This window comes from Vibrio jasicida 090810c, assembly GCF_002887615.1.
GTDB lineage: Bacteria > Pseudomonadota > Gammaproteobacteria > Enterobacterales > Vibrionaceae > Vibrio > Vibrio jasicida.
This window is the reverse complement of the sequence record NZ_CP025793.1, coordinates 1271001-1284937: the sequence shown is the minus strand read 5'-3', so window position 1 is coordinate 1284937 and position 13937 is coordinate 1271001. Positions and strand designations below refer to the sequence as shown.

At 44.8% G+C, this 13937-nt stretch carries 12 protein-coding genes and 3 tRNA genes; 3 read left to right on the top strand and 12 right to left on the bottom strand.

Annotation, left to right across the window (positions count from 1 at the left end):
* Window positions 1-220 precede the first annotated feature (220 nt).
* Entirely contained in the window at window positions 221-1552 is a 1332-nt protein-coding gene (locus tag C1S73_RS23250; protein WP_038865787.1) for an anaerobic C4-dicarboxylate transporter, read from the top strand.
* A 102-nt stretch (window positions 1553-1654) separates the two neighbouring features.
* On the opposite strand, the gene C1S73_RS23245 is transcribed toward C1S73_RS23250, so the two are convergent.
* On the bottom strand, window positions 1655-2143 hold the full coding sequence (locus C1S73_RS23245; protein ID WP_038865790.1) for a LabA-like NYN domain-containing protein: 489 nt from the start codon (window positions 2141-2143) through the stop codon (window positions 1655-1657).
* A 127-nt stretch (window positions 2144-2270) separates the two neighbouring features.
* Between C1S73_RS23245 and C1S73_RS23240 the strand changes: the two genes are divergently transcribed.
* Window positions 2271-2711, top strand: a complete 441-nt coding sequence (locus tag C1S73_RS23240) for a DUF4174 domain-containing protein (RefSeq protein ID WP_038865792.1) — start codon at window positions 2271-2273, stop codon at window positions 2709-2711.
* A 21-nt stretch (window positions 2712-2732) separates the two neighbouring features.
* Here C1S73_RS23240 and cobA read toward each other — a convergent pair whose 3' ends face one another.
* From cobA to C1S73_RS23190, 10 genes are all read right to left on the bottom strand, one after another.
* On the bottom strand, window positions 2733-3491 hold the full coding sequence (cobA, locus tag C1S73_RS23235; protein ID WP_038865793.1) for a uroporphyrinogen-III C-methyltransferase: 759 nt from the start codon (window positions 3489-3491) through the stop codon (window positions 2733-2735).
* Between the two features lie 207 nt (window positions 3492-3698).
* The gene (locus tag C1S73_RS23230) at window positions 3699-4547 is read right to left on the bottom strand and encodes a formate/nitrite transporter family protein (RefSeq protein ID WP_038865796.1); all 849 of its coding nucleotides are present in this window, start codon (window positions 4545-4547) and stop codon (window positions 3699-3701) included.
* A gap of 184 nt (window positions 4548-4731) precedes the next feature.
* The gene (gene nirD / locus C1S73_RS23225) at window positions 4732-5055 is read right to left on the bottom strand and encodes a nitrite reductase small subunit NirD (RefSeq protein ID WP_038865798.1); all 324 of its coding nucleotides are present in this window, start codon (window positions 5053-5055) and stop codon (window positions 4732-4734) included.
* 13 nt (window positions 5056-5068) lie between these two features.
* On the bottom strand, window positions 5069-7633 hold the full coding sequence (gene nirB, locus C1S73_RS23220) for a nitrite reductase large subunit NirB (RefSeq protein WP_038865800.1): 2565 nt from the start codon (window positions 7631-7633) through the stop codon (window positions 5069-5071).
* Window positions 7634-7909: 276 nt separating this feature from the next.
* The gene (locus C1S73_RS23215) at window positions 7910-9391 is read right to left on the bottom strand and encodes a nucleoside hydrolase (protein ID WP_038865802.1); all 1482 of its coding nucleotides are present in this window, start codon (window positions 9389-9391) and stop codon (window positions 7910-7912) included.
* Window positions 9392-9468: 77 nt separating this feature from the next.
* Entirely contained in the window at window positions 9469-10821 is a 1353-nt protein-coding gene (locus C1S73_RS23210) for a sensor domain-containing diguanylate cyclase (protein WP_227740517.1), read from the bottom strand.
* 128 nt (window positions 10822-10949) lie between these two features.
* Complete coding sequence (locus tag C1S73_RS23205; RefSeq protein ID WP_038865804.1) at window positions 10950-11444, bottom strand: hypothetical protein; 495 nt, start codon at window positions 11442-11444, stop codon at window positions 10950-10952.
* 351 nt (window positions 11445-11795) lie between these two features.
* A tRNA-Cys gene (locus tag C1S73_RS23200) sits at window positions 11796-11869 on the bottom strand.
* A 176-nt stretch (window positions 11870-12045) separates the two neighbouring features.
* Window positions 12046-12119 (bottom strand) — tRNA-Cys (locus C1S73_RS23195).
* Between the two features lie 135 nt (window positions 12120-12254).
* Window positions 12255-12341, bottom strand: a tRNA-Leu gene (locus C1S73_RS23190).
* 384 nt (window positions 12342-12725) lie between these two features.
* Between C1S73_RS23190 and C1S73_RS23185 the strand changes: the two genes are divergently transcribed.
* Complete coding sequence (locus C1S73_RS23185; protein ID WP_038874049.1) at window positions 12726-13514, top strand: lipase family protein; 789 nt, start codon at window positions 12726-12728, stop codon at window positions 13512-13514.
* An 82-nt stretch (window positions 13515-13596) separates the two neighbouring features.
* Here the strand turns inward: C1S73_RS23185 and C1S73_RS23180 are convergent, their stop codons facing one another.
* Window positions 13597-13842, bottom strand: a complete 246-nt coding sequence (locus C1S73_RS23180) for a hypothetical protein (protein ID WP_038874046.1) — start codon at window positions 13840-13842, stop codon at window positions 13597-13599.
* Window positions 13843-13937 lie beyond the last annotated feature (95 nt).

Sequence of the window (13937 nt, the reverse complement as noted above, 5' to 3'; positions counted from 1 at the left end):
AGTGCACCAAAATGGTCAGGTTTAACCTTAGACACGGACGATTCAAACATTCCAACAACACCCTTTCAATGCACCATTAACACTGACACGGCTCAGCGTGAGTTATTCCCAATTATTGGACATTGCTGTTTCCTATAAAACAGAATGTGAACAAAGCTAAGTATTTTTTCCTTGAATACCGAAACAATAGAAGTCCCTGTTTCTAATAAGGAAATTAAACATGTTGTATCTTGAGTTTCTATTTTTGCTCGTGATGCTGTATATCGGCTCACGGTATGGCGGCATTGGTCTTGGTGTCGTTTCTGGTATTGGTTTGGTCATTGAGGTTTTCATCTTCAAGATGCCTCCAACCTCTCCGCCTGTGACCGTAATGCTGATCATCCTCGCGGTGGTCACTTGTGCCTCCATTCTTGAAGCCGCAGGTGGCTTAAAATACATGTTGCAGGTGGCAGAGCGCGTATTACGTAAGAACCCTAAACGCGTCACGCTTATTGCGCCGTTCGTGACTTACTTTATGACTTTCCTACTTGGTACTGGTCACGCGGTTTACTCTATCATGCCAATCATTGGCGACGTTGCGCTTAAAAACGGCATTCGTCCTGAGCGTCCTATGGCAGCAGCATCGGTTGCTTCTCAAATCGCCATTACTGCATCACCAATTTCAGCAGCAGTGGTTTACTACCTTGCACAATTGTCTGATATCCAACACGAGATCACCCTACTTTCTATTTTGCTCGTTACCGTGCCAGCAACCGTATTTGGTACCTTGTTGATGTCTCTATACAGCCTAAAACGCGGTAAAGAGTTAGAAGACGATGAAGAATACCAAGAACGTCTAAAAGATCCGGTTTGGAGAGACAAGATCCTGAATACAACCGCAACTTCGCTCGATGAAATATTGCCCGTAAGCGCACGTAATTCAGTATTGCTATTCATTCTATCGATTCTCGTGATTGTAGTGATTGCTATGTGGCCGGGAGTTCGAACTATTGTCGACGGCGGCAAACCAATCAGTATGGCGGTGGTTATCCAAATGATGATGCTCTGCTTCGGCGGTATCATTCTGCTTGCGACTAAGACCGATCCTCGCGACGTACCAAATGGCGTAGTGTTCAAATCAGGTATGGTGGCGGCGATTGCTATCTTCGGTATTGCATGGATGTCAGATACCTACTTCCAATACGCAATGCCTCAATTTAAATCCGGCATCGTAGAGATGGTAACCAACTACCCTTGGACGTTCGCGCTTGCGCTATTCATCGTATCGGTTGTGGTGAACTCTCAAGCAGCGACAGCGCGTATGATGTTGCCAGTCGGTTTAGGTCTAGGTTTGGAGCCAGCACTGCTTATCGGCTTGATGCCAGCGGTTTACGGCTACTTCTTTATTCCAAACTACCCTTCGGATATCGCAACTGTGAACTTCGATACCTCAGGTACAACTAAGATTGGTAAGTGGTACTTCAACCACTCATTCATGTCAGTGGGTTTAATCGGCGTGATTGGTGCGTGTTGTTTGGGTTACTTAATAGGACAAATGATCATTCCTTCGTAAATCATCTGAATCAGAAATAAGGGGCGAGTCATTGTACGTTTGCGTACAGCCTGAAGTGACTCGCCCTTTCTTTGATTCTCGAAGCTATACAGCTAGGCGAGATTAGAGAAGAAAGTCTTCATCGATAGCGACGAAGTTATCGGCACAATCGATCAAGGTTTGAGACGTAAGCCTAGGTACGCCATACACTGTGACTCTCTTATTGAAGCGCTGCTGAATTCGCTCAACCAGCAAGCAAAAGTCACCATCACCAGAGACCAATACGACTTCATCTACGTCTTGTGCTACTTCGATGGCATCAAGTGTAATACCCACATCCCAATCGCCTTTTGCGCTACCGTCACGTCGCTGAATAAACGGTTTAAGCATGACTTCGAAGCCGACACCACGCAGGATATGATGAAACTGACGCTGCTTCGGGTCATTACTCGCAATCGCATAAGCTTTTGCACTCGCCACTTCTTTCCCTTGTGTCGCAACATACCAAAACTGGTTGTAATCAAAATTGCTGCGGTACGCTTCGCGGCAGGTGTAATACACATTCTGCACATCAACCAAGATGGCGATCTTTTGTTTGCTTTCCGAATTCATCAAGTTCTATGCCTTATTTGTTTGTGCCATACCCTAAGCGAACTTGCGCCAAAGCACAATGAACTAATTCCACTAAACTTATCGTATAACCTGATAATCGGAGTTTCGCGTTTCAAGGAGGGAAACCATGAACAAGCCTACTATAGCCCTGTTGCTTTCATGCCTCATATCAAGTGCCGCGTTTGGTTACCCTGCCCACTCTCAATATTGGCCACACCGCAGCGTCTTATATTTTGCGCCAGAAAACGACAATCATGTGAAACAGTTTTTGCTAGAAGCTCTAATGAATGAGTGTGAACTTGAAGACAGAGACGTGATAACGCTCGTTATTGCCGAAGACGGTTACACGCAACCATCATGGCTTAAAGAAGAGTTTGATTTGAAAATGTTAGCCAAACTTTACGAAGTGAAACAAGGCCAACACACGGCGATTCTATTAGGTAAAGATGGTGAAGAGAAACACCGCTGGGGAGCGAAAACCGATTGGCAATTCATCAACAATCTGATCGATGAAATGCCAATGCGTAAAAGGGAGATGCAGCAGAAACGCAGTCCTTGCGCGATCTAACGCTTAAGATTAAGTCTTCGGCTACTTGCCGAACCAATCCAATTTGTTGTGCAGCTGAGTAACGCTACCAACCACAATCAATGCCGGGCTCACGGCTTGCTCTGCCATGCTCGATAGCTCATTCAACTTTCCTTGGAACACGCGCTGCTCTGGGCGCGTACCGTTTTCAATAATGGCGCATGACATCTCAGGATCTAACCCGTGAGTGATCAGCTTATCCATAATGTGGTCGCTTTGCTTCAAACCCATGTAGAACACAAGCGTGTTGTTGGATTGTGCTAGCGAACGCCATTCAATTTCGCGCCCATCTTTTTGTACATGACCCGTGATGAACTGTACGCTTTGTGCATGGTCACGGTGTGTTAATGGAATACCAGCGTATGCCGTTGCACCCGCTGCTGCTGTGATACCCGGAACCACTTCGTATTTGATACCAAATTCCGCTAGTTCTTCTAGCTCTTCACCACCACGGCCAAAGATAAATGAATCACCGCCCTTTAGACGCACAACGCGTTTACCTTCTTGCGCTTTCTGCACCAAGATTTGGTTGATTTGATCTTGAGGTACGCAGTGAAAGTCCAATTTTTTGCCTACGTAGATCATCTCTGCTGATGCGTGAGCCAATTCCAGAATGTCTTTCGACACCAATCGGTCGTAAACCACAACTTCAGCCGCTTGAATGGCTTTTAAGCCTTTTACGGTGAGCAAATCAGGATCACCTGGACCTGCACCAACAAGAGAAACAAAGCCGCTGTTTAAAGATGAGTGAGCAGTAGTCATATCAACGCCTATCGAAAAATTTAGATATAAAGAGTAACACTCGCGTTATGCACTTAGGGCTAAAACCACTCTAAGGAGTTATTACTTTTTATAGCTAAACCAATAAAATATGTCGCGAAAGTGAAAGTTAAAAATTGAAATCCAAGTTAAAGAATAGTCCCGCCCATCCAGAAGCGGGACCATATTAAGCGAGTTACCCGTTAATGGTTATTTAGCCATTGCAGGTTGTGCTTTTACTTCTTCTTCAGCATTGATAGAAGGCGCAGTTTTAGCGTGAGTTAGGTACAGTGGAATACAAGTCATTACTAGACCACCAACAATGTTACCTAGGATGGTTGGGATAAGGTTGAAGTTCAACCAAGTCGCGATACCAAAATCCGCACCTAGAATCATACCTAGTGGGAATAGGAACATGTTTACTACTGTGTGCTCAAATACTAGTGCGAAGAAGATGAAGATTGGGAACCACATCATTGCCACACGACCAGATACTGAACGGGCAGTCATGTTGCCGATAACGCCCAGACATACCATTAGGTTACAGAAGATGCCGCGTACGAAACACGTGATCCATCCGTCCATCCCCATGTTTTCAAAACCAAGGCTACGCGCGGTAGAAACAGCGACAAATTTCTTCGCTACTGCGTTCAGTTCTAGAGAGAAGTTACCTGTTAGAGAGATAGCAACTAGGTAAGCAACGATTAGAGAACCGATAAGGTTACCCAAACCGACAAGCCCCCAACAACGGAAGATGCGGCCCCAAGTGATGCCTGGGCGGTTTGCAAACTTAGCTAAAGGAGCAAGACCGAATACGCCAGTAACGAGGTCGTAACCCATCACACTTAGAATCACGAAACCAACAGGGAAGACAAGTGCACCTACAATACCAACGCCAGTTTGAACGATAGTCGTAATCGCAACAACGACCGCAAGTGACAGGATAATACCTGCCATTGTGCCGCGAAGTAGCAAATCGCGAGTGCTGGTGTTTGTTTTCGCTTCACCCACGTTAATCATGGTTTGTACGAATTCAGCAGGTTTAAAGTCTGTAGACATGAATGTGTCCTTATTCAAAAGTTGAAAGTTAAAAATTAAAGATTGAATAGAGAAAGGCTTCCCGTTAACTCAGTAACACCTTGCTTCCTTGTCCCCCGCAGGTGAACATCGAAAAACCTTTACCTATTAAATCTAGATTTCGGTTCATTCCCTCCCCCGAAGAGAAGGGAATTTAACCAAGCTCTTATGCTGAGATTTCGACTTTGCCTTTTGTTACACGCGTTTTGTACGCTTTCACGTTAAAGTGTTCGTCTTCCATGCACGCACCTGTTTTCAGGTTAAAGCGTTGTTTCTTAAGTGGGCTTGCCACCCAAAGCTCGCCTTGGTGCTCACAGATCAAACCGCGAGAGAGCACGTTTGATTGGAAAAAAGGGTCTGTGTTGCTAATCGCTAGCACTTCTTCCGCTTCAGTTGGACGAAATACCGCTACTTGTTGACCATCAACCAGTGCACAAACACCTGTGCCCGGTACGATGTCGCTGATTTGGCAAATCTTTTCAAATGGCATAATCAACCTTCCCTTATGCTTCTGTAATCGCTACGTGTAGGATGTCGCCTTTCGCTTCAGGGTGCTTCTCCGTGAAGGTTGCTGGGCGGTGCTGTTCGCGTTCTTGCACAAACACAACATTGTCATCGCGTTTGTCTGAGTTAACGAAGTGTGCAAAACGAGTCAGCTGTGATTCATCATTGATGGTTGCAGTCCACTCACACTCGTACTCATCGACCAGTTTCGCAACATCAGTTTCTAGCTGAGCATTAATGCCAAGTTTGTCGTTAACAATCACTTCGCGTAGGTAGTCAACGCCACCTTCCATGTTTTCCATCCAAACTGATGTACGTTGTAGTGGCGCAGCAGTACGGATGTAGAACATCATGAAACGGTCGATGTACTTGATCAGAGTCTCTTTGTCTAAGTCGCTCGCTAGTAGGTCTGCATGACGAGGTTTCATACCGCCGTTACCACATACGTACATGTTCCAGCCGGCGTCAGTCGCGATAATGCCAAGGTCTTTACCTTGTGCTTCCGCACACTCACGAGTACAGCCAGAAACACCGAACTTCATCTTATGAGGGGTACGAATGCCTTTGTAACGATTCTCGATGTAAGAACCTAGGCCAACAGAATCTTGAACGCCGTAACGACACCAAGTTGAGCCCACACATGTCTTTGCCATACGAAGTGCTTTAGCGTACGCTTGACCCGTTTCAAAACCAGCATCGATAAGCTTGCGCCAGATTTCTGGAAGATCATCTTTTTGCGCACCAAACAGACCAATACGCTGTGCACCAGTGACTTTGGTGTATAAGCTGTATTCTTCTGCAACAGCGGCAAGCACGCCCAAAGCTTGAGGCGTTACTTCACCACCCGCCATACGTGGGATTACTGAATAAGTACCGTCTTTTTGGATGTTACCTAGGAAGTTATCGTTCGTGTCGTGCAGCTTAACCAGTTGTGGCTTAAGAATGTGCTCACCCCAACAAGAAGCCAAGATTGAACCAGCCAGTGGTTTACAAACTTCACAGCCATAACCTTTACCGTATTTCTCTAGAAGCTCATCAAACGTTTTGATCTCTTCAATGCGGATTAGGTGGAACAACTCTTGGCGCGAGTATGCAAAGTGCTCACACACGTCGTTCTTCACTTCGATACCAGATTTAGCAAGCTCAGCATTGAGAACAGACGTTACTAGAGGGATACAGCCGCCACAGCCCGTACCTGCGCCAGTCACGGCTTTGATGTCGCCCAATGTGTGGTGACCATCAGCAACTGCTTGTGCGATCTTGCCTTTTGTCACGTCGAAACATGAACAAATAACCGCGCTCTCTGGCAATGCGTCTGCACCCAAAGAAGGTTTTTCAGCCCCAGCGTGTGCTGGTAGGATCAACGCATCTGGGTGTTCTGGTAGGTCGATTTCGTTCAGCATAAGCTGTAGAAGATCACCATAGTCAGACGTATCGCCAACCATTACTGCACCTAGCAGTTTCTTGTTGTCTTCCGATACGATAAGACGTTTGTAAACTTCTTGTTCTTCGTTTTGGTAAACGTAACTCTTACAGCCTTCAGTGCGACCGTTCGCATCACCGATAGAACCAACTTTCACACCAAGCAGTTTTAGCTTCGCAGACATGTCAGCGCCTTCGAACTTGCTTTCCGTGTTTCCAAGTAGGTGATCCACTGCAACCGTCGCCATCTTGTAGCCAGGAGCCACAAGACCGTAGAACATTTCGTTCCAAGATGCGCACTCACCGATAGCGTAGATGTTTTCATCAGACGTTTGGCAGTAGTCGTTAATGGCAATACCACCACGTGGCGCAACGCCTAGGTCCATCTGACGAGCCAGTTTGTCTTGAGGTCGGATACCTGCCGAAAATACAATGAAGTCTGTTTCTAGTTCAGTGCCGTCAGCGAAACGCATAACATTGCGTGCGCTTTCCCCTTCTGCGGCAATCTCAAGCGTGTTTTTGCTGGTGTGAACGTTCACGCCCATACGCTCGATTTTTTGACGAAGCTGATTGCCACCAGCAAGGTCAAGCTGCTCAGCCATCAGTTTTGGTGCGAACTCAACCACGTGAGTTTCTACACCCAGAGCTTTTAACGCGCCTGCAGCTTCAAGGCCTAGAAGACCACCACCGATAACCACACCAGATTTGCTTTTCTTCGCACACGCTTCGATCGCTTTTAGATCTTCGATAGTGCGGTAAACAAAACAGTCTTTGCTTTCATGACCTTTGATAGGCGGTACAAATGGGAATGAACCAGTAGCAAGAATCAACTTGTCGTATTTGATTTCACGACCTGTGCTTGAATAAACAATACGGTTTTCACGGTTGATGTTAATCGCACGCTCGCCGATCAACATATTGATGCCGTGTTTCTCGTAGAAGCCTTCTTTTACTAAAGAAAGTTCATCTGCAGTATGGTGAGAAAAGTAAGAGGAAAGGTGCACACGGTCGTATGCGACACGAGGTTCTTCACAAAAAACCGTGATATCCATATTAGAGACATCGGTTTTCTCGACTAAGTCTTCGATGTAACGGTGGCCTACCATACCGTTACCGACGACTACTAGCTTCAACTTGCTCATTGTACTTCCTAAGGGTTAGGTTCTTAACTGTCTGCATTGTTAATTGTGAAAGAAAATTAATACATGATGTAAATCAATTACGGAATTAAACTACCCTAAAGGGGTAGGAGCACTTTTTAACCCGTATTTAAACCTTTGCTTTCGTAACTTAAACAAAATTAATGTAACCCGAATAAAATAAGATCACCCTTTTTGTCATATTTCTTAATAACAAACAAAAAGCAAGCACCAAAATGCTTGCCTTTTCTGTTCAAAAAATTATTTAAATTCAGTTAATTAGACAATACCTCGAGACGTACCTACCCTCCGTCCTTCTTCCATTTCCCATTGAATGCCGTATTTGTCTATCCAGTAGAAGAAGGAAATCGGGAATCCGTCGAGCTTTTCAGGATGATATTCATCCGACGTATTGATCATGGTTACCTCTTCTTGTTGTTTTAAGTAACGGAAGACTTCACCACAGTTTGAAACTTCTAGCGCGACATGACGAGGGCCGCCTAAGTCATAAGTTTTTGGTTGAGGGGGGATGTCTTTTGTCCCGATTGGTGTGTGATATTTCATCAATTCAAGATAGACCGACGCATAAGGATGCTTCACAAACAGCACGTCAACGACAACGTCTTGTCCAGCTAAACCTGCATCTTGGTTAAACTCGGCCATACTCACACCGCGGTAATCCATTTTTTGTCGCTGAGCATCAAGTGCGCGTTCAAAGCCGAGTACTCGCTGGTAGTAATCAGCCGCAGTATCAACATCATCGACAATGACATTGATATGAGATAACCCAAGTACAAATGCACCAATGTCGCGCTCCGCTAAACGCTTGAGCATTTCCGGTTCAGCATCTGGCGATACTTCAACTACATAGTCGACCTCTCGTCCCTGCTCTATCGATTCATTGCAAACCAGATAGGCTTTCTCTTTGTGTTTGTCCGTATCACTTGCCGCGATCTCCAGCTTGGCCTCCCAAGAATGAGATACAAACCATTCTGGATTCACCACATAAGCTGCAGCAACCATATCGAAAGGAATGAACCCTTCTTTTGCACCAAAGAGTAGTTTCCACTCTGTCCACCAAATCATTGAGTGTTGTTCCAGAAAGTGACTTAAACTGCTGGCGTGGCTCATGGCTCTTAGTTCAGAAAAGTTCACCCAGACATCCGCACACACCTCAAAAGGAACCAATGTTAAAGGTACATCGCTACTTAAAAGTACTTCGAAAGCCGCTTCGTCGACCTCAAAGTTGAGATCGCGAAATGGACGCGCTTGATGTTTGCTCGCGACAAAATGCTGGTCGGTACTGCGGCGGCCTGCAACACAAACGATCTTTTCGATGTTGTGAAGCACATCAGGGTAATGTTTAATCAGCAGTGCAATATTGGTTAACGCACCAATTGCCAAAATAGTGAGAGGCTCTTGTTTTAGTTGATCAGCAAGATCGGTAACGGCTTTTGGAACCCCCACAGCAGAGTCAAAGAAGCTTGCACTTCCCTTTGAAACACTCAGATATGTCGGACCAAACTTTTGGATAAAAGACTGTGCGATTTCAGTCGTCACTTCAATATCGTCGCAGTTACCCAATGTAGAGCTTACTCCAACAATATCCACTTCTTGGCTTCGAAGTAACAAGCCCAGTGCATACCCGTCATCGACATCACATGGCTTTAAACCACTCTTGTGACCAATGGTGATATCAGTATCCACCCATAAACGTGTTTGTGAGCCGCAAAACTGTTTATCTTCCCCAATATGATGCATGGAGACTCCTTTCTCTTTGCTATTTTTTGAATTTAGTTTGGCCAGCGTGGGCCGGTGAAAAACTGGACAAATACCAGTTAAATTTGGATAGGCTTCGCCATGATCACCGTATTTCGGCCAGTGTCTTTGGCGGTGTATAGGTTTTTATCTGCAATTTCAAAAGCACGCTCTAGCGTTGCCTGACAGGATTCAAAGGTTGGTTCTTGTGCTGAGAGTGTTATTGGAACAGCGCCAACAGAGATAGTAACTACACCAGATGGTTGATTCTTCATATGTGGTATAGAGAGTGTTTCTACGGCCTGCCTTAAACGTTCGACTTTAGAATTAAGGACGTCAGGATTGTTACCATAAACGAGCAGAGCAAACTCCTCCCCACCCAAACGATAAGACGGCTGGTCTGCCCCAAGCTGTGAACGGAATACTTCCGCCACGTCACAAAGTGCGTTATCCCCTTCGGTATGGCCATAGGTGTCGTTAAACTTTTTAAAGTTATCGATATCACAAAGAACAAAGCAGACGTACTCCATAGTCTTGAGTGAATCTCGAACAAAGAACGGCGCGCTACGTTTATACAAAAACCGAGAACCAACCCCTGTCAGCGTATCAGTATCTGTTTGTTGACGAAGCACACGAAGTTGATTTTTGATCTTGGTGATCAAGCTAGAATATGAGCGTGCCAACTCGCCAATTTCATCAGAACGTCGGATTTCCGGAATATGGGATTGATCTATTTTCTCAATGTCTTTCTTCATCGAAGTAGACAAACGCTTTAATGGGCTAACGATCCACATCGTAACGACATAGATAAGTATCATTGAAATCAAGATGGCAATGAGCGCTTCACGACTTAGCTCTTTGATGAGGTTTAACTTGATGTGGTCGAGCTGGCTTGCATCCAACACTGCCCAGATGTAGCCACCGTTATTGTTACGAAGTGGTAGGCAAACATGCAGCACTGACAAGGTAGAATCGTAATAGAAGTCAGTTTGACGTAGCACATCCTTATTCCAAGGTAATTCTGTCTCCCTGTTTAAACGCTGGCTATCTTGCAACGCATCGAGGTCGATGCTCGTTTTGTTTACCAGATATTGGAGCTTATTCCGTTTTATCTCATCTTCATCAGGCGTCATTGAAAGCATACGAAGTAGATTATCTTTTTGTCCCTTTAAGCTGCCTACTTCGTAATCACTGACATCAATCCGCCATACTTGGTTGGTTTGAGCGAGGTAACGCACAGCTACCTCTTGAGTTTTGTAATCCGATACGCCAGACACTTCGACAAAAAGCAAATCATCGATAGCACTCAAATTTGCCTTAGTAGATGGCATCATTAAGTTTGCGTAATTCCGCCCTGCAATCGATCCAGACAAGAAGGTCATTTGAGAAGAAAGGTGAGTTTTTGCCATGGTCGCAGCATGTTCAATGCGCATATCCCATTCGCTCTGGAACCGAGTCAATGACAAACCAAAGATAATCGACATCACTAACACCAGATGCGAAACAAACAACATCTGGTTAATCGTAAGCCAACCAAAAACTCGCGTGCTCATTTTTGCTACTACTTGTCTTTGTACACACCTAAGACAGGCTCTGCACACGTTCCGTTGATACAGATATCTTGATAGGTCGTGTGACAGCTTTGACAAAAAGAAGGTTCGAGAGATGGATGAGTATGACTGATGTCTTTTCCTTGACGATCATAACTTCCGTATATCGCCATACCGCCAATGTGCTCTGTGACCCAAACGATGCCATCGACTTCAGAAATGGCAACGGCTGTTGGACCATCGGTATATGGTCCGTGGGTTTTATATTGTTCTAGTTTTGCTGGATTAACTCGGATCGTCAGTGGCGAACCCTGACCATTATTGATCCAGCTATAAGCTCGAACAGATTCTTGTATAAAAAGAGAGGTATCTGGAGGTAGAACCGTGTCTGCTGGTAGGTTTTGTGACTCTTTTACAACAGGCCAATCGAGCCACTCTTCTGGGTAACTGGCCATTGAAGCAGCGAAAGTTGAACAAGACGCAGCACTTAACACCAAGGCTAGCATTCGCCTGCTTTTACGACTAAACACGTGTTTTTCTCCCTAAAACAACAATGGGCTCGTCCTGAGCCAAAATCAAACAATGTCATATATTAACAATACGTTATATATGATGTTATCAATTAGCCTTTAGTAATGCACCAAGTTTATAATTAACAACGTTCTGTTAATAGAGTTGAATGTGCAAAACTGGAACATAAAATTGTGGTGTTAAGTCGAAAATGAGGATTACGTCGAATTTGACGCAATAAATATCGGTTACTGATGAGTAAATTTATGAACAAACGTCTTAAATTTTGACTTATTGAGTGAATGGTCAGAGGTCTTAAGTGAAGTGATTATGTATTAAAGAGGAGATGGAGGCGCCTCCCGGAGTCGAACCGAGGTCCACGGATTTGCAATCCGCTGCATAGCCACTCTGCCAAGGCGCCATTTTATCGTTTCTAAGAAGAAACATTGAGGTTTTCGTTAGGGTTAACCCTTTCGATGGTCAATGCGACAGATTCTATTCAAATTTTCTAGAAGCTAAATCAGCCTCAAATAATTTAAATAAACACACTAACCTAATCGTACGTTCGATAATGAGATGCGATGGTACTCAATCGAATGGAGGCGCCTCCCGGAGTCGAACCGAGGTCCACGGATTTGCAATCCGCTGCATAGCCACTCTGCCAAGGCGCCTTACCGATTTTTGTTCTCTGAGACTTTAAAAATCTCAATATACGAGAGATGGTGCCCCAGGCCGGAATTGATGGCCCGACACTCGGCCGGTCAACTCGACGGCGGGATGTTAAATCCACGCACTCAATTTGCGGATGGTGCCCCGGGCCGGACTTGAACCGGCACAACGCGAACGTCGAGGGATTTTAAATCCCTTGTGTCTACCAATTCCACCACCAGGGCAACGCAATCATGCGATGGCAACACCACCTGCTCTAGCGACCTGTGCCGCGAGAACGAGGCGTACTTTAACGGATTCAGATTTTAGATCAACAGATATTTTGTCTTTTTCATTCATATGGTTAAAAAGGCGACTCACATGCACAATCTACGATCATTTTGCGCAATTCATATACACAGCGAATGGCATCTTCCCTAATCCCGGTCTTGCTTGTACAAACAAAAAACTTCAAAACCCTCCTACATTGAATGAATACTGACGCAGTACTCTGCTTTCACAAGCCCTTGAGTAAAAACGCTTCGCCAACCTCTGTTCATTTCTCATCTTCATCTATTTTTCATATTTCACATCTAGAGTTTACGTTGACCAAGAGACAGAAAAATAATGTGAAGCCTTTAAAACGATATCAGTACGAACGCTACGCCGTCCTTTGTAATCTCGCCTACCCCAGAGTCTTTAAACAGACCCGCTATGGGTTTGATCCTAATGGGCAGCGCATCATTAAAAACGAGTTTGGCAAAACCATGATCCGTGTTTTATGGAGCAAGAAGCGTACGGAAGTCGTCGTGGTAATTAAAGGTTCGCATAGCATGACCGATTGGTTGTTGAACTTCGCGATGTGGACACGCAGCTGCAAGCGCTTGGGGCTAAACTATCGAATCCATGCAGGCTTCTACCATTTGTTATTTCAAGAAAGTCAACCTTCTCGAAATGAAGATCGTCTTGGTTTGAGTGTAATTGAACGATTAGAAGCCACTATTGTACCTCTAATTCTACAAGGCAAGCGCATCACCATTACTGGGCATTCATCGGGCGGCGCAATTGGTAGCGTGTTTGCCGATTATATCGAAAGAAAGTACCCGAAAAGCATCAAACGTGTCGTGACATTTGGTCAACCAGCGATTGGTGATTGGACATTCAAGAAACGCTATCGTTTAAGCCACAAAACCTATCGAATCTGTTGCGACATCGATATTGTGACCTTTATGCCTCCGGTGCCTTTTCTCTACTGGCATGTGGGCAAAATGCTTTGGCTTTATAACGGTAGGATTTACGAGAACACACCAACGTTGATGCGGCTTGGACGCTCTTTGGTGAGTTGGTTGATACGCCCTTTTTCTTATCACTTGATGAGTAAGTACATTCGAAATAAAGACTTCTTTGATGAACGGTAATCCATTGCTTCGCTTTCTAGGGATTAAAGGACGGATACAAAAAGAGCCAGTATTAAACTGGCTCTTTCGTCTTGGTTCAGAATTACAAGGACGCAATTTCTTTATCAAGTTGGTATTTGTTGTCGGTAACGATGCGCTCTAATACTTCAACGCGCTGTTTGAGCTCTGCGACTTGCTTGTTCAAACCATTTCGCTCTTCTTCACTCATCTGATTGCGTTCAGAGATCTCTAACGCTTTTACTTCCTTACGATGGTTAAGAACCAGCTTAACGATACCACCACCAAATATTGCACTGAATACAATCGCAACAATCAAAACGTCAGCCATAGATTCCTTTCCTTAATCTGCCTACTGATAATGCTCAGGTATAAAGTTACGCATATGTTTCATGAATATCAAACAAGACATTAATTAAATGCGCG

Coding starts and splice junctions, on each gene's coding strand:
- C1S73_RS23250 (WP_038865787.1), top strand. CDS start 221: ATGTTGTATCTTGAGTTTCTATTTTTGCTCGTGATGCTGTATATCGGC.
- C1S73_RS23245 (WP_038865790.1), bottom strand. CDS start 2,143: ATGAATTCGGAAAGCAAACAAAAGATCGCCATCTTGGTTGATGTGCAG.
- C1S73_RS23240 (WP_038865792.1), top strand. CDS start 2,271: ATGAACAAGCCTACTATAGCCCTGTTGCTTTCATGCCTCATATCAAGT.
- cobA (WP_038865793.1), bottom strand. CDS start 3,491: ATGACTACTGCTCACTCATCTTTAAACAGCGGCTTTGTTTCTCTTGTT.
- C1S73_RS23230 (WP_038865796.1), bottom strand. CDS start 4,547: ATGTCTACAGACTTTAAACCTGCTGAATTCGTACAAACCATGATTAAC.
- nirD (WP_038865798.1), bottom strand. CDS start 5,055: ATGCCATTTGAAAAGATTTGCCAAATCAGCGACATCGTACCGGGCACA.
- nirB (WP_038865800.1), bottom strand. CDS start 7,633: ATGAGCAAGTTGAAGCTAGTAGTCGTCGGTAACGGTATGGTAGGCCAC.
- C1S73_RS23215 (WP_038865802.1), bottom strand. CDS start 9,391: ATGCATCATATTGGGGAAGATAAACAGTTTTGCGGCTCACAAACACGT.
- C1S73_RS23210 (WP_227740517.1), bottom strand. CDS start 10,821: ATGCGCATTGAACATGCTGCGACCATGGCAAAAACTCACCTTTCTTCT.
- C1S73_RS23205 (WP_038865804.1), bottom strand. CDS start 11,444: ATGCTAGCCTTGGTGTTAAGTGCTGCGTCTTGTTCAACTTTCGCTGCT.
- C1S73_RS23180 (WP_038874046.1), bottom strand. CDS start 13,842: ATGGCTGACGTTTTGATTGTTGCGATTGTATTCAGTGCAATATTTGGT.